At 51.0% G+C, this 16,042-nt stretch carries 14 protein-coding genes; 6 read left to right on the forward strand and 8 right to left on the reverse strand.

Going from position 1 to position 16,042, the window contains the following annotated elements; genetic code table 11:
- The first annotated feature begins 129 nt into the window (after positions 1-129).
- Positions 130-1,188 (forward strand): ABC transporter substrate-binding protein, encoded by a 1,059-nt coding sequence (locus H6F46_RS12575; protein ID WP_190355056.1) that lies wholly within the window; start codon positions 130-132, stop codon positions 1,186-1,188.
- A 945-nt stretch (positions 1,189-2,133) separates the two neighbouring features.
- The gene (locus H6F46_RS12580) at positions 2,134-4,197 is read left to right on the forward strand and encodes an adenylate/guanylate cyclase domain-containing protein (RefSeq protein ID WP_190355057.1); all 2,064 of its coding nucleotides are present in this window, start codon (positions 2,134-2,136) and stop codon (positions 4,195-4,197) included.
- An 87-nt stretch (positions 4,198-4,284) separates the two neighbouring features.
- On the opposite strand, the gene H6F46_RS12585 is transcribed toward H6F46_RS12580, so the two are convergent.
- The 3 genes from H6F46_RS12585 to H6F46_RS12595 form a co-directional block, all read right to left on the reverse strand.
- Positions 4,285-5,052 carry an MBL fold metallo-hydrolase gene (locus H6F46_RS12585; protein WP_370567139.1) on the reverse strand — a complete coding sequence of 256 codons (768 nt, stop codon included), beginning with the start codon at positions 5,050-5,052 and terminating at the stop codon, positions 4,285-4,287.
- Positions 5,053-5,347: 295 nt separating this feature from the next.
- On the reverse strand, positions 5,348-5,968 hold the full coding sequence (locus H6F46_RS12590) for an aminodeoxychorismate/anthranilate synthase component II (RefSeq protein WP_190355058.1): 621 nt from the start codon (positions 5,966-5,968) through the stop codon (positions 5,348-5,350).
- 334 nt (positions 5,969-6,302) lie between these two features.
- Positions 6,303-6,794 carry a hypothetical protein gene (locus tag H6F46_RS12595; protein ID WP_190355059.1) on the reverse strand — a complete coding sequence of 164 codons (492 nt, stop codon included), beginning with the start codon at positions 6,792-6,794 and terminating at the stop codon, positions 6,303-6,305.
- A 156-nt stretch (positions 6,795-6,950) separates the two neighbouring features.
- Here H6F46_RS12595 and H6F46_RS12600 point away from each other — a divergent pair, with 156 nt between their 5' ends.
- Positions 6,951-7,715 (forward strand): ABC transporter ATP-binding protein, encoded by a 765-nt coding sequence (locus H6F46_RS12600; RefSeq protein WP_099531948.1) that lies wholly within the window; start codon positions 6,951-6,953, stop codon positions 7,713-7,715.
- A gap of 66 nt (positions 7,716-7,781) precedes the next feature.
- On the opposite strand, the gene H6F46_RS12605 is transcribed toward H6F46_RS12600, so the two are convergent.
- A complete protein-coding gene (locus H6F46_RS12605; protein WP_099531947.1) occupies positions 7,782-8,216 on the reverse strand; it encodes a thioesterase family protein in 435 nt (144 codons plus the stop codon).
- A 441-nt stretch (positions 8,217-8,657) separates the two neighbouring features.
- Here H6F46_RS12605 and H6F46_RS12610 point away from each other — a divergent pair, with 441 nt between their 5' ends.
- On the forward strand, positions 8,658-8,852 hold the full coding sequence (locus H6F46_RS12610; protein WP_190355060.1) for a hypothetical protein: 195 nt from the start codon (positions 8,658-8,660) through the stop codon (positions 8,850-8,852).
- A gap of 168 nt (positions 8,853-9,020) precedes the next feature.
- On the opposite strand, the gene H6F46_RS12615 is transcribed toward H6F46_RS12610, so the two are convergent.
- The 4 genes from H6F46_RS12615 to H6F46_RS12630 form a co-directional block, all read right to left on the reverse strand.
- The gene (locus H6F46_RS12615) at positions 9,021-9,632 is read right to left on the reverse strand and encodes a hypothetical protein (RefSeq protein WP_190355061.1); all 612 of its coding nucleotides are present in this window, start codon (positions 9,630-9,632) and stop codon (positions 9,021-9,023) included.
- 80 nt (positions 9,633-9,712) lie between these two features.
- Positions 9,713-10,009 carry a DUF2442 domain-containing protein gene (locus tag H6F46_RS12620; protein WP_190355062.1) on the reverse strand — a complete coding sequence of 99 codons (297 nt, stop codon included), beginning with the start codon at positions 10,007-10,009 and terminating at the stop codon, positions 9,713-9,715.
- Positions 10,010-10,277: 268 nt separating this feature from the next.
- Positions 10,278-10,619, reverse strand: a complete 342-nt coding sequence (locus H6F46_RS12625; RefSeq protein WP_190355063.1) for a DUF86 domain-containing protein — start codon at positions 10,617-10,619, stop codon at positions 10,278-10,280.
- Positions 10,606-10,929 (reverse strand): nucleotidyltransferase family protein, encoded by a 324-nt coding sequence (locus tag H6F46_RS12630; RefSeq protein ID WP_190355165.1) that lies wholly within the window; start codon positions 10,927-10,929, stop codon positions 10,606-10,608. Before H6F46_RS12630 ends, H6F46_RS12625 begins: the two co-directional genes overlap by 14 nt.
- A 202-nt stretch (positions 10,930-11,131) precedes the next feature.
- Here H6F46_RS12630 and pruA point away from each other — a divergent pair, with 202 nt between their 5' ends.
- Both pruA and H6F46_RS12640 read left to right on the forward strand, forming a co-directional pair.
- On the forward strand, positions 11,132-14,140 hold the full coding sequence (gene pruA / locus H6F46_RS12635; protein WP_190355064.1) for an L-glutamate gamma-semialdehyde dehydrogenase: 3,009 nt from the start codon (positions 11,132-11,134) through the stop codon (positions 14,138-14,140).
- 177 nt (positions 14,141-14,317) lie between these two features.
- Positions 14,318-15,976 (forward strand): ATP-binding protein, encoded by a 1,659-nt coding sequence (locus H6F46_RS12640; protein WP_190355065.1) that lies wholly within the window; start codon positions 14,318-14,320, stop codon positions 15,974-15,976.
- Positions 15,977-16,042: the final 66 nt, after the last annotated feature.

Here is a 16,042-nt window from a genome sequence, read left to right on the forward strand (position 1 = left end):
ATGAAATCAACTTTGAGAGTCTCCTAAACGAGCATTCATCTCCTTGTGCTCAAATCTTTGTGCTCAAATCTTTGCGCTCAAAGTGATGACAGTTTAAGGCCGACCCACTTCTCCACTCATTCTCTAGCCATGTCACGATTTACCTGGAAGCTTTCTAACGTTAACCGCTGGGGCAAGCAGCTTCAAAAATTGCCCATTATTTTCTTTTTGATTTGCGCCTTGGTGTTCTTTGCCTTCAGCAATTCCAGTAAGCCGCGTGTATTGGTGCTGAGCAGCTATGCCACGGACTTTGCCTGGACGAAGGATATTAATGTGGGGCTAAGCTGGACTCTGGATAAGAAGCCGTACTCGATTCAGTATCACTACATGGATACGAAGCGGAATCCTGGCGCGGCTTACAAGGAGAAGGCAGGGCAATTGGCTCGGCGGCTCATTGAGCGCTGGGAACCAAATGTGATTATTTCGATCGATGATAATGCTCAAGAGTTTGTCGCCAAGTATTTCAATAATCACCCCAAGATTGATATTGTCTACAGCGGGGTGAATGCGGAAGCCAGCGCCTACGGATTTGACAAAGCCAGCAATGTGACGGGCATTTTGGAGCGGATTCCCTTCCTTTCCTTGAAAGAGATTTTCCTGCAAATTTTGCCACCCGATCGCCGTCGCATTGTTCACTATTCCGATGACTCGGAAACATCGGAAGCCATTCACCAAGAAATGGCAGATTTTGACTGGCGACCGATCGACCTGATCGAACACCGAAAAGTGGCCACCTTTGAAGAGTGGAAGCAATTTATCAAGAATTCCGGCAAAATTGCTGACTTTTTGCTGATCACGCACTACCACACGCTGCGTCGCTCCAGTACCGATGATACGGTGGTGTCACCGAAGGAAGTGATGAAGTGGACGATCGAGAACTCACCAATTCCTGATATCGGATGTTGGGGATTTTATGTGGATGATGGCGGCATGTTGGCGGTTGGGATTTCGCCCTATGAGATGGGAGAAGTGGCCGGCAAAATGACAACGGAAATCTTGGAAAATCATCGTCGTCCCAGCGAAATTCCCACCACGAAAAGCCAAAATTTTGTGATGTATATGCGGGAGTCGCGGCTCAAGCAATATGGCGTTGATCTCCCCAAGGTGTATAAGGACTTTGCCCACGCCACCAACCACTACTACCAATAGGCTGGCTGAGTCATTGGGGGCTTGAGCAATCAAGAAATTCAGTTGGGGTTTAGGGGATCCGAGTCACGGCCCCTGAACCCCTTTAATTTTGTAATTTTGGGTTGTAATTTTGGGTGTTTTGTCGAATCTTGGGCAAGTATTTAGGCTGGCGATGTGGGCCGACAGAGAACCTGCTCAGGTTCTGGCAGCGGGTTTTTGTTCGGTTTGCTGGGTTGGCTCGACTGGCTGGGTTGTACTCAGTTGCGTTCAGTTGTGCTCAGACCTGCTCACGCTAACGGTGTGACCTATTCAGGGCGGCCCATTCAGGGCGGTCAGCGAGGAATTTATGTTCAATCGCAGGGGGTTCTACGTAGAAGGTTGGTGATTAATTTTACTTTGATTAATCTGCTTGGCTTTGCTCTCCCTGAGTAGCAATGGCTTAGCCAGGATATGTTGAGGGCACTCTTTTGAATATCAATCTTGAAATCTCAAGCTTAATGTCAGTGTAATTTTATGCGCTTGGGTCAAGATCTTTCAGCCTGAGACTAGGTTCGATCATAAAAGCCCATTGAAATTAGGTGGATCTTGTTAGAACCTTAAAGATGATTGTTAACTGCAATTTTGAAATTCTGTGGAAAATTACAGACCATTTTTTGTGAAATCTTGATGATGTTGCTTGATTTTTCTGCGGATTTTGAACCAGGAAGATTGAACAGTCAAGGGAAGGCGATCTCGAATTTGAGAATAGGAGACTGAGGATCTTTTGCTGTCTTGCTGGGTGCAGCTTGGAGCGATTGACCAGCACCCCTGACTCTGTTCCTGGGCAATGGGCGCTGGGTAAGATGAAGGTGGGGGTAAACACTCGCATCGCATTTCGCTAGCTACGGATTCATGGCTGAAGACGAATCAAAGTCATGGTGGCCGCTGCTAAACCTACATTTTGAGTGTGTCTCTCTGAGGTTGTTTGTGAACCGCTGGCGTTGGAGTTGGAATCCGGCTCGCTGGAAAATTGCGCCCAAGCTGTCGGCGGCTTTGTTGGCTGCGTCGCTGCTGCCAATGAGTCTGACGGCGTTTTATAACCTTCGCCAAAGCCTGTATACGGTCAAAATGGCGGAGTACAAAAATCTGGAACTGTTGGCAAAAAGTGTGGCGGCCCGACTGGATCAGTTGCTGATTGACACGCAACGGGTGGGGATTCAGATGGCCAGCGCGCGGGATATTGTGCAATTTGCAGGGTCGGTGGCGGCGAAAGAGCCTCCGGAAAAACAGAATTATTGGCGAATCTTGGCGGCTGAGGCGATCGCGAATGTTCGCAATTCCAATCCTGATTATTTTTCAGTGTTTCTGCTCGATCGCACGGGACGTTGTTTGGTTTCAACGAATCCCAGCAACATTGGCAAGTCCTACGCCTTTCGCAACTACTTCCAAGAAGCGCGCCAAGGCAAACTCTACATTTCGGAATGGACGGTGGGATCCACAACGGGTCAGCCGGGGATTTTCCTTTCGGTGCCGGTGGTGGCCAAGGGCACGCGCAATCTGCTGGGCGTGGTGGTGATTAAGCTGCGATCGGAGGCGGTGGGTCGCTTGCTCACCAGCTTGAACCAAAAGGAAGGTGGCTCTGCTTTCTTGGTCGATCAAAACGGAATTGTGATTGCCCATACGGATCGGCGTTGGGTCTATCGCAGCTTGTTGCCTTTGTCGCCCGTGCAGTTGCGCACGATCGACCCGAAAGTCCAGTTTGGCCTCGATCGAATTGAAAGTTTGAATTTGCCGGTGTTGGCGCGATCGCTGCAATTGCCCTCTGCCCCCACGGCTGCGTCATCGGCGGTTCCATTGCCCCCCATTACGCCCACCGCCACCCCAAACCAGTCAACGATGGAGCTGGGCCCGCCATCCTTCGGTAACATTGCCTATCGATCGCCCTTCACGGGCAAAACGGAAATCGTGGGTATGTCGGCTTTGGATATGCGGCCTTGGCGTTTGGCCATCACGGAGCCAGAGTCGGTTTTTGTCACACCGCTGAATGCGCTGGCCCATCGCACCACGGCCAGTGTGTTTCTGGTGGGGGGAGCGGTGGCCCTGCTGGCCCTGGCCCTGGCCCGGAGTATTGTGCGGCCCTTGCACTTGCTCACCCGTGCGGCTCAGGAATTGCGGATGGGACAGTTTGACCGGGCCCATGTGGACATTCAGGGCACTGATGAGCTGGGTTTGTTGGCGGCCACCTTTAACCAAATGGTTTCCGGTTTGCGGGAGCGGGAACGGGAGCTGAATATTTTTGGGCGAATGGTGTCGCCTGTGGTGCGCGAACAACTATTGCGGGGTGGGGTGGAGCTAGGCGGGCAAACCTGCTGGGTCTCGGTGTTGTTTTCCGATATTCGGGGATTTTCGACCCTTTCCGAGCAGTTGGATCCCCAGGGGGTGGTGGAATTTTTAAATGAATATATGACGGCGATGACAGAGGCCGTTGCGCCCTGGGGCGGCTATATCAATAACTTCATTGGCGATGCGATCGTGGTGGTATTTGGCGCGCCCGTGCCCCAGCCGGATGCGGAGTGGTGTGCGGTGTCGGCGGCGTTGGCCATGCGCGATCGCCTAGCGGAGTTGAATGAACATCGGCGCGCCCGCGGCCAGGTATCGATCCAAAGCGGTATCGGCATTGGCACCGGTCAGGCGGTGGCGGGTCAGATTGGCTCGCTCGATCGCCTGATTTACACCGTCATTGGGGACGCGGTGAACATTGCTGCCCGCCTGGAAACCCTGACCAAACAGTTTCCGGACTATCCCATTTTGGTTAATGAAACCACCGCCAAGGCCCTGCGTAACTATCCAGAGGTGGTGCTCCATTCCCTCGGCCCACAGCGTTTGAAAGGTCGCCATGAGCCGGTGGAGGTCTATGCACCGATGCGGGCTGAAAGTGTGGTGAGCAGCGGCTCGGCGCGATCGATCGATTTGGCGGGCGATCTGCCCAGCGATCTGACAGGCGATCTGACGAGCGATCGACCACAGCATCGCCAGTCTGCCCCCAGTTAACCCAGGAGCACCATCCAGGCGATCGTCCACACGATTTAGACCAATTTAGACTAATAGCGGTCAGCGTTTTCCTTGCCAGAGTCGCCCCTAGACCGGGTGGCGCAAAACGCGGATCAGCGTGCCCTGGGGCGGCAGATTTTCCGGCCGCAGGGTCATGGTTTCCGTGTCCAAGGTTTTGATGTCGTAGCCGCTCATCAAGTTCAAGAAGGCCTCTAGTCCATCCAGATCACATTGGCTATCGGCAGCCGCCGTGCGGTATTGGCTGGGGATCACCACCTTGGGTTGCAACGACTCGATCGCCCGTTTTGCTTCCTCAGCGTTATAGGCCTTCGCCCCGCCGCCCACCGGCACAATGGCCACATCGGGCCGCCCCATCAGAATTTTTTCTTCCACTCCCAAAGGAGCCGCAATGCCGCCCAAGTGCAGGATGGAGATGCCCCCCTGCTTCCAGCGCCAAACTACATTGTCGCCAAATCGCCGCCCCCCAAACCGATCGTGGGCGGTGCGAATGCCTTGGAATTGGTTACCGCGAAACTCAAACGTCCCTGGCTCAAACAGCAAACTGGGATTGCCTGGCAGATTGCTGACAAATCCCTCATCAAGCAGTTGGCTGCTGATGGTCACGAGGTCGGCGGTGAAATTGGGCGATCGATAACCAGCAGTGCAACCCAGGGTGTTGAAAGGATTACTCAGAATCCGCAGCCCACCCCCGGTGAAGGCAAAGCAAGTGTGGCCCAAGGACTGAATCGTTAAGCCATCGGCGGCTTGGGCTGAGGTTGCACGGCTCCCGATCGCACTGGCCAGGGCGGCCCCTGCACCCATCAGGCCATATCGCAGAATTTGCCGCCGATTGATCCACCGATCCATAAAATTCCTCGCACCGTTTGAGATTGATTAGGGATTGAATTGATTAGAGACTGAGTTGATCTGAATTTGAATGGGAACTTCAGGGACGCTTTGGGAAATCGTGTTGAAAACTCCCTTTGGGAAACGCTCTGAAAACTCTTTGGATGAACTCTTTGGGTAAATTTTTGGGGTGAACTTCTGGGGTGAACTTTTTGGAAACGCTTTGCGTACTCATCAAGGCGATCGAATCAACACGAGCGACCCGATCGACCGCAGAAACCAGGAGCCAGGATACTCAGGATTCTTAGACCAAAGCGGCGGATTGGTGGAACTGGGCCACCGCCGTCAGCCAATTCGAGAGCAGTTGCTTACCGGCATTGGTCAGAATACTTTCGGGATGAAACTGAACCCCTTCAATGTGGGGATAGTCCCGATGGCGTACGCCCATAATGGTTCCGTCAGCCACCCAAGCGGTAATTTCTAACTGTTCCGGGCAGCTTTCTCGCTCAATGACCAAACTATGATAGCGAGTCGCGGTCATGGGAGATTCAATGCCCTGAAAGACTCCCACATTGCGATGCTCGATCGGGGAGGTTTTGCCATGCATCAGTTCCGGCGCACGCACCACCTTGCCCCCAAATACTTGGCCAATACTTTGGTGACCCAAACAAACTCCAAACACCGGCAGAGTTGGCCCCAACTCCCGAATGATATCTAGGGAAATTCCCGCTTCGTCCGGTGTGCCGGGGCCGGGCGAAATGGTGATGCCATCGGGCTTCAGTTCCCGAATTTGATCCAGGGTGATCTTATCGTTGCGAAAAACCTGAATATCCCGAGCGATCGGGTGGGTTTGGCCCAACTCGCCAAAGTATTGAACGAGGTTGTAAGTGAAACTGTCGTAGTTGTCGATGACAAGGACGGTCATGGCGGGCGATCGGGAAGGGATGCAGTGCCAGAAGCGATCGGGCGATCGCCATTCTGAACCTAGGGTTTAACTATACCGGCATCGGCTTCGATCGACACGGACTCTTTGGCCAGCGGCTCCGGACACAAGGGCCCATCGCCTCCAGCGCCCGACCCTCCCGAACACCCGAGGCAATTGGTTTTCGGTCAGCGACCCACGGGCGATCCGAGATTGACATCAATGATTGACATCCATGATTGACATCAATTTCGCGCCCCTCCTATGGCTTTAAATGCCTTGCCCAACAACCTTGGCTACTCTTTTCCCAGCGGTTCTCCTCGCCACCATTTCAACGTTAGCGACGACCTCCTGACGGCCACAATTTCCCGATCAACAAACCAATCACAAACACTGCCAATTCATAGCCACCAACTAGGCCCAGCAACACCAGAAAAACCGCAAAAACACCCACAGCCGGATAATCAACGACCATCTTTTTAGATAAAAGTTGGGTGCGATACCGTTCATAGGATTGTGAATAGGCCTCCGGGGTAAGGGCTAAACCCTTTTGATAATCCTGTTGGCTTACCTTCAAAAATAACTGGCTGAATCCTCCTGTCACGAGCAACAACACAATCAGCTTGGCCAAGAGCCGATTTCTAGTCGATGTTTGAAAAGTAATGGTGTTGGCGGCTGCAACCGTAACTGGATAATTGGTTGAATTGCCTGATGGATGATTTCCTGGATGATTTGTAGGATTTTCAGGAATGTTTGCGGAAGTGTTTTTGGAAATGTTTCCGGGAGTATTTTCGGGCTGAGTATCTGCGTTGGAACGGTCATTTGTCATCGATCGATCCCCCCATCTTGATTCAACTGAGCGGTGAGCGGCTGAGTTGTCATCTCGAGTCATCCTCTACGGTTATCCCCTGGCCGCACAAAATTGGCCAAGCTTTTTAGAATGGGAGATGGTTCCCGCTCATCCTTGCCTCCCTGAAACAGTGCTATGACCCTTGCCCTGCCTAATCCTCAGCCCCGATCGCCCATTCCCGATCGCCCGCCAGTTATTCAACTCTCCGAGATTTACAAAATCTATGGCAGCGACAACACTGAGGTACGCGCCTTGAATGGGGTCAACTTGGTGGTGGAAAGTGGTGAATATTGCTCAATTATGGGCGCATCGGGTTCCGGCAAATCCACCATGATGAACGTGATTGGTTGCCTCGATCGCCCCAGTTCTGGGCGCTATCAGCTCGATGGCATTGACGTGGCCGAATTGAACGAAAAAGACCTAGCCACGGTGCGCAATCGCAAGCTGGGGTTTGTGTTTCAGCAATTTCACCTGCTGCCCCAACTGAGCGCCCTGGAAAATGTCATGTTGCCGATGGTCTATGCGGGTGTGCCCAGCGGGGAGCGACGACAGCGGGCCCTGGACGCTTTGGGCCGCGTGGGTTTGGGGAATCGGGTGAATAATCGACCCAACCAACTGTCTGGGGGGCAGCAACAGCGGGTGGCCATTGCACGCGCGATTGTGAATCGCCCGATCGTGCTGTTGGCCGACGAACCAACCGGCGCATTGGACACCAAAACCACCCAAGAAGTGCTGGATATTTTTGAAGAATTAAACCAGAGCGGCATGACTGTGGTGATGGTGACCCACGAACCAGAGGTGGCCCGTCGGACTCATCGTGTGGTTTGGTTTCGGGATGGGCAGGTTTTGCACGATCGCCTCCATCCCGAAGATTTAGGACAAGTGACCGCCGTTGCTTAAAGGGCTGGATCCATCGGCGATCGTGACGATTCATTCTATCAAGAAAGCCAAAGAAATCGACCTTCCCTAAATCTGGGGCTGAGGTTCCTCAAAAAGCTTTAGCCAAACTGCCAGTTCTGGAGGAATTTCGCGTCGTTTGCGAGTTTCTTGGTCAATGCAAACATGGCGCGTGAATGCCTGAGCCGTGTGGAAATCCCGCTGCGATCCTTCAAAAAAGAATTCATATTCACATCGAAATTCGCTTTCTTGGATGGCATAAACTCGCATCACAATTTCCAGGCGATCGCCACAGGACATGGGCTGAAAAAATTTCGCTCCCGTTTCTACAATTGGCATTACCCAAGGCTGCGATCGGCTGAAAAAGTGTTTGGCATTAACCCCTGAAGCCATCAGCGAGGTTTCATAGACTTCGTGGGCCCATTCCAATAGCCGCGAAAAATACATTACCCCTGCGGCATCGGTTTCGCCAAAGCGAACGGTACGATGATAGGTAAAAGCCATGAATGATAATTTGAATTGATTAATATGAATAATAAATTGAATTGATTAAATTAAACGTCAGTCTGAGTGGCTGCGGGATGGCTAATATTTAAGGGTGCGATCGCTGGGAGACTCGGATGGCTCGATCGGGGTGGCGGTTGGCGGTCATGGAATTCACTCCGGCTTTAACTGGCTAGGAAATTGGTTGAGCCAAGGGAATAGCCGCTGGGGAACAACAACTTCGGTGCGATCGCGCCCTTGTCCCTCATCGTATCGGCACTCTAGCGGCTTTAGGAGTTGACATTCCGTGGGTTTAGTATTGCTCAACTCATAAACTACTACAAACTATCGAAAATCAGATTTTGAAGAAAGCATAAGATACCTGTCATTGCTTGAAACTGCATGATACGGTATTCAGAGTTGGAACTTCAAAAGTGTGTTTAGAAATGCAGGCAAATAAGCATGAATGAACTACCAGAGCAAGACACTGAAGATCTATATTCTCAATATCTACAGCAACAGCCGGTAGAAACGCAACAGGAAGGAGATGATCTAAAAGAATACCTTCTTGAAATAGAAGAACGATTGGATAAATTGGAAAATCAATTTGAAAAACTAGAAAATATAGTCAGGAAGATTGCTAGCAAGTTGAAATAGTTCTTGTGAAGCAATTCATGATTTTGCGGGACAAGTATTGCCTAACTAGTAGGGTGGGCAATGTACACCTATAGTCCATACTGAAGCAGTTTGATCATGTTTCGGGAACGGGTGATTATTGTCTTGAGGGTGATTGCTGCCCTGTTTGACCGATACCCTATTGTTACCCTACGATAAAACGCCGACCAGAATTGGCAATAGTGCCTCTAAATCGGCTGGAACTCGATATAGATTTAAATCTTGAATAACCTGGCTATTGGTTCGATCGAACAAACCAAATTGCCAAATTGTTCCCGTTGAAACAGCTCCGTAGAGCAGCGGTGCATCCGACTCTAGCCACCGATCGAGCGCAATCATCTCGATCGCCAATTGCAAGAATCCTCGCTCCAAATCTTCATTTTTCGCTTCAATCACCAAAAATCTCGTCTGAGTTTCTAATAAATAATCTAGCGATCCTTTGAGTTGCGGACTCACTGCGATCGGGTACTCCACATTTAATGTTGCCTCGGTATAGTGCAACACCTCCATCAATACCGGCGCAATCAAGAATTCCCGCCGTGCCATTTCGCTATTCAAGCTGATGCGCGGCAGGCTTTCTAGGATGCGTGACTTTAAATCCCCCAGGCGATTGAGTTCTCCTGAATAGCTAGGCAGTGTCAAGAGTTGCCGATCGAGCGCCACATTGAAATAGCTCAAGATATCTTGGGGCGCAAAGTTGAGCTTGAAATAATCCGCAAAGCTGTAGGCGCGATCGGGCTGAATAATTGGCAGTTTGGGCATAGTATTGGGCGATTTGCTATGGAGTACTGACTTCAGGATAGCCAGTCAAGACCGTAATGGTCGCCATTATTCCCAACGGTTTACGTTGAAGAACGAGCCCTAGCCGATCGCCTTGCTAGCCATCGCTGAAATGATTCTGGACTTTCAGAAGATTTTTTGCCCAGCAATAGACCCGCAACGCCAATATCTTCACCAAGTTCTGGCCAGTGAATGCCGAAACCTGCACCGCTGATTTGAAAATTTTGGCGCTCTGCTTCTGTGCCGTGAACCAAGCGAGGATACCAGGCGATCGGAACCGATAGAACTCGCCCATCCTCTAACTCCAAAATTAAGTAATCGTCATTGAGATTTACACCCATAATTCGCTTCGACATCATAGAATTTTATACAATGGATAGGCCGTATAAAATTGCAAGCTAATGACGTTCCAGGAATTACAAACCCAAGTTCTTCAACTGTCGCTGGATCATCGGTGGCAACTCGTACAACTCTTGCTGGAGTCCTTGAAACAGGAAACTCGATCGCCTTTCAAGCAATCTAGTTTGTCGCGCTTGAGAGGGATCGCTAAATTGCCAGAGCTTAATGCAACTGCTGATTCTGGAAGTTATACAAATTACTTAGCTCAAAAATATCAGTAATGTCTGATTATTCATCCTGACTTGGTAACAAGTTGATTAGCATACGGAGTAACTGAGGAATATTGCGTTCAATGACTTGCCAAACAATATCCAAATCAATTCGATCATATTGATGAGCAACGATGTCTCGCATTCCAGCCATATCATCCCACGGCACTTCTGGATGTTGTGCTCGAAACTCGCGAGATAATCGTTTTGTTGCCTCTCCCATGATTGCAATCTGGTACAGAATTGCAGATTGTGTTCGCAAATCTGACTCTAACTGATCACGATCGAGTTCTTGAGCAAACTGTAAAATTAATTGCCCTGCCTGAACGATATCAATCAGTGATGCACTATCCCGCGACATAAACAACTTGGGCTGTTTCTAGAATTTCTTTTCGGCGAATCCAGTTATGGCTTTGCTCAATTGATTTTTTGGTCAATAGATCAATCTTGCGTCCTAGCAATGTTTGCAGTTCACGCTTCATTTGAACTAGCTCTAAAATTCCCCAAGTTGAACCGTCCTCAAAACTGACCATGACATCAATATCACTGTCTGGTCGGAAGTCGTCTCGTAGAACAGACCCAAAAAACGAAAACTCTTGAATCTGCCATTTTTGGCAAAAGGCGATCAGTGCCTGCTGAGGAATCTGAATCTTCAACGGCTGCTTCAACATACCTTTGTCGTGCCGATGGCTTGAGGGTTCAGCGATATAGTCCGTTATACCAGCTCCTCGATTCAACCATTCGTTGGCATCCGGCTTAACCATTGAAGGCTGAATTAAAAGGTCTGCCCATTCGCGCATCGCGATCGATTTGGACGATCGCCCCTGTTGGCCCTGACTGTCGCTTTAAGCACCGTCCGCTGGACTTCCTAGAATGGAAGATAAGCACCGGAACGCTTTGAGAGGCTCGCACACCGTGGTTGCAACTGTCCCCAATCCTTACGAAGACCGCACCCAGTCGATCGCCCGTGAACTGATTCAAGCCACCCAAACCAAAAAAGGCTTCCTGGCCCAAATGCGCGACCAGATGAAGCTCGATGACAAGCTGATGGATTGGACGATGAGCAATCCCGGCTTGAAAGTGCAATTGTTTCGGTTCATCGACTGCCTGCCCGCGTTGCAATCGAACCCCGAAATTGCGGCTCACCTGCGGGAATATTTGACCACTGAAGAGGTGGAGCTGCCCGACTTGCTGAAGGGGTTGCTGAATTTTTCTGACCCCGGTTCGATGCCTGGTCAGGTGGCGGCGACGACGGTGAGCACGGCCGTGAAGACGTTGGCGCAAAAGTACATTTCCGGGGAGACGATCGAGCAGGCGATTCGGACGATCGAGCGGTTGCGGAAGGACAAAATGGCCTTCACCGTCGATTTGCTTGGTGAGGCCGTGATTACGGAAGTGGAGGCCCAGCAGTACCTCGATCGCTACCTGGATTTGATGGAACAGTTGGCGACGGCGGCCCAGCGCTGGCCAACGATCGCCCAGATCGACGAGGCGGACGGTCAGCCCTTGCCCAAGGTGCAAGTGTCCGTGAAGCTGACGGCGTTCTATTCCCAGTTCGACCCGTTGGATGTGGCGGGATCCCAGGCGAAAACGGCCGATCGGGCGCGGGTGTTGCTGCGGCGGGCCAAGGAATTGGGCGCGGCGGTGCACTTCGACATGGAGCAATACAAATATAAGGATGCGACGCTGGCGGCGTTGAAAGCGGTGTTGATGGAGCCGGAGTTTCGCGATCGCACCGATATTGGCCTGACGTTGCAAGCCTATTTGCGCGATTCCTACGCCGATTTGCAGGGCGTGGTGGCCTGGGCGAAGGAGCGCGGCACACCCGTGACCGTGCGGCTGGTGAAGGGAGCCTATTGGGATCAGGAAACGATCCAATCGGTGCAAAAGGATTGGCCCCAGCCGGTGTTTAACGACAAGGCGGCCACCGATGCCAACTACGAAGCGATGACCCAACTGCTGCTGGAGAGTCATGCTCACTTGTATGCAGCGCTGGGAACCCACAATGCCCGATCGGCTGCGAAGGCGATCGCGGTGGCGGAAAAGGTGGGCGCGCCCCGGCGGGCCTTTGAGCTGCAAGTACTGTACGGCATGGCAGACAAACTGGGCAAAACCCTGGCGGATAAAGGCTATCGGGTGCGGGTCTATTGCCCCTACGGCGACTTGATCCCCGGCATGGCGTACCTGATTCGGCGGCTGTTGGAGAACACGGCCAATTCGTCCTTTTTGCGCCAAAGTAGCCTCGGGGAGCGGGAACTGAACGAGCTGGCCGCCGCGCCGCAGCCCAATGATGCGGTCTATGAAACGGCGGTTCCCTTCGCCAATGCGCCGGATACGGACTATTCGCGGCCCCAGTTGCGCGATCCGGCCCTGGCGGCGATCGCCCAAGTGAGGTCTCAGTTGGGCCAGCTTTACCGGCCGTTGATTGCCGGTCGGCGGGTGGAAACGGCGGCCACCGTCAATTCGGAAAATCCCTCGAAGCCCCAGGAGCTAATCGGCAAGGTGGGGCTAGCCAGCATTGAGCAGGCCGACGAGGCGATCGCGGCGGCCAAGGCGGCCTTCCCGGCCTGGAAAGCTACACCGGCCCAGGAACGGGCGGCGATCCTGCGCAAGGCGGCTGACCTGATGGAAGCGCGGCGGGCGGAGTTGTCGGCTTGGACTTGCTTGGAAGTGGGCAAAGCCTTGCGCCAAGCGGATCCCGAAGTGTCCGAGGCGATCGACTTTTGCCGCTACTACGCCGACGAAATGGAGCGGCTGGAGGCGGGCGTGGCCTACGACTACCCCGGCGAAACCAACCGCTACCACTACCAACCGAAGGGAATCACGTTGGTGATTTCGCCCTGGAATTTCCCCCTGGCGATCCCGGTGGGCATGACCGTGGCTTCGCTGGTGACGGGCAATTGCACGATCCTGAAACCCGCCGAAACTTCCTCGGTGATCGCCGCCAAATTCATCGACATCCTGGTGGAAGCGGGCATTCCCGATGGCGTGCTGCAATACGTCCCGGCACGCGGCTCGACGGCGGGGGCACACATGGTCAAGCACCCGGATGTACACACGATCGTCTTCACCGGCTCCCAGGAAGTGGGCTGCTGGATCTACGCCAACGCGGCGATTTTGCAACCGGGTCAGAAGCACCTGAAGCGGGTGATTGCGGAGATGGGCGGCAAAAATGCGATCGTCGTGGATGAGAGCGCCGACCTGGATCAGGCGGTGCAGGGCGTGGTGGATTCGGCCTTTGGCTACAGCGGCCAAAAGTGCTCGGCTTGCTCCCGGGCGATCGTGCTTGCGCCGATTTACGAGGCGTTTGTGGAGCGGCTGGTGGAGGCGGTCAAGTCCCTAAACATTGGCCCGGCGGATGATCCGAGCGTCAAGGTGGGGCCGGTGATTGATGGCACGTCCCAGGCTCGCATCCGCGACTACATCGCCAAGGGCAAGGCGGAATCGACGCTGGCGATCGAGCTGCCGGCCCCCGAGGGTGGCTATTTTGTGGGGCCGACGGTGTTCCGCGATGTGCCCCCAACGGCGGCGATCGCCCAGGAGGAGATCTTTGGGCCGGTGTTGGCGGTGATTAAGGCGGAGACGTTCGAGCAGGCGCTGGCGATCGCGAACGGGACGCAATTTGCGCTCACGGGGGGTCTCTATTCGCGCACGCCATCGCACATCGATCGGGCGGCCCGGGAGTTCGAGGTGGGTAACTTATATATCAACCGGAACATTACGGGGGCGATCGTGGCGCGGCAACCGTTCGGCGGGTTCAAGCTCTCGGGGGTTGGCTCCAAGGCGGGCGGCCCGGACTATCTGTTGCAGTTCTTGGAGCCGCGTGTGGTGACGGAAAACGTGCAGCGCCAAGGCTTTGCGCCGGTCGAGGGATTTGAATAGGGGCGATCGGTAAGAATCAAGTGAGGGTGCGCGGCCGCAGTGCGATCGGCTGTGCATCTCTGCTAGACTCTTGATAGTTTTTTGTCAAAAGTCCAACCACTGCTGCTATAGATCTAACTTCCAAAGTAGCAATGCTTAATCTCAGGAAATCAACAGGCTTTTTGGAGAACTAAAATCATGAAAAACTCAAGAAATTTGGAACAGTTAAAGATCATAAAATCCTTTATAGATGCATGGACACAGCAAACAACTTCCAAAAAATTTCTTTATTTAAAGTCTTCAACATTCAACACATTATCCAATGTTGAATTTGAAGGTTATGTCTCTATTTCTTCTTTAGATGAAATTGATTCTGAAGATCAATTTGACCTAATCATTGGTGATCTACCAATGTTTCTACAGCGATCAATCAAGGTCACTTACCAGGACAAGTCCATTACAATTCCTGAAAACTGGAGTGAAATTCTCAATTCATCTGCTTATCTAACAAACGAGGGGACAGGACTGTTCATCTTGGAACCTTCCATGTTTATCACTGAAATTGGGAGAAAGTTTGAAAATGTCATGAATAAAAATGGACTATATGTAAATGCAATTTTCAATCTCCCAGAAAGAATTCTTGAACCAGAAACAGTAATTACGCCATTGATTGTTGCGATCAAGAAAATTGATCCATCGAGGATATTCGTTGCAGAACTCACTGATGAAGATCAGTCCAAAAAAGTTGTGGACTCTTTTCACAAATTGGTCGATGGAGGCGATATTAGATCAGGAAAATTCTTGAAGGCAGGTAGCTTTCGCAGTTTTCATAGGTTGCAAGCCTCTCAACAGATTGAAAGACTCGAAACTCAGTATAAGAACTATTCAGAGTATACTCTTTTAGATATATCCATAGAAATTAATTCTGTGCAGCCAGATGAATTATTTCAAGAGAGAGAAAACTCAATTTATATTCCCCGTATTGCAGGCTCTAGCGTAGCGGTAGTAAGTCAGATAGAATACGCAAAGCTTAAGCATCATAATTATTTTCAAGTGGTCTTGAAAGACTTTGCGTTGAATGAGTATGTTGCGGCTTTTTTCCGATCTACACTTGGAAAATTAACCCTCAGTTCTCTAGCTTCTTCTACTGCTACCCTTCTTCCCCGTTTTCACAAGAAGGAACTAGAACAAGCTCTGATAGCACTACCAACACCAGAAGAGCAGTTGCTTATTGTGGAAACGCAGAGAGCTTTAACTCGACTAAAAACTGCAATTGACAAATTTGATAGTGAATTGGCGCTGAACCCTATGAGTTCAAGTGCCATTCAAAAACAGCTCAACACGATGCTTGACGTTGTTGGAAATCTCACTGATGCAGATAGAATTCGTGGGTTGATTCGAGAAGGTGAAACTAAGCATATAGAATTCAAAGAAACACTAAGCCTAGATGTAAGAAAGCAAACAAAAGAGAAATACCTTGAAACAGAAGCCGTACAAACAGTTGTTGCTTTTCTGAATACCCAAGGTGGTATTTTGCTAATTGGTGTAGCAGATAATGGTGAACTTGTAGGTTTAAACCACGAAATTGACAAGTTCTATAAAGGTAATGTAGATAAGTTTATTCTTCGGTGGAAAGACCTTTTAAAAGATCGTATTGGTGAAGGATGTTACACATTTCTAGAATACAGGATGATAAACATGCAGCAAAAATTCATTTTATGGGTAGAGTGCAAAGCTTCCCCCTTCCCTTTCTATCTAGACAAAACTGAATTTTATTTCAGAACTCATCCTGCTACGCATAGACTAGATGGACCCAAGTTGGTTGAATATGTCAAAAATCGTTTTTTTAATAAATAGTCAATTCGATTAATTTCAATTTATCTTTAAAATCGAGACTCCAACTGCATAAATTTAATAAGTAAT

Origin of the sequence: Limnothrix sp. FACHB-1083 (genome assembly GCF_014696485.1) — a bacterium.
In the GTDB taxonomy this organism is placed as follows: Bacteria; Cyanobacteriota; Cyanobacteriia; order CACIAM-69d; family CACIAM-69d; genus CACIAM-69d.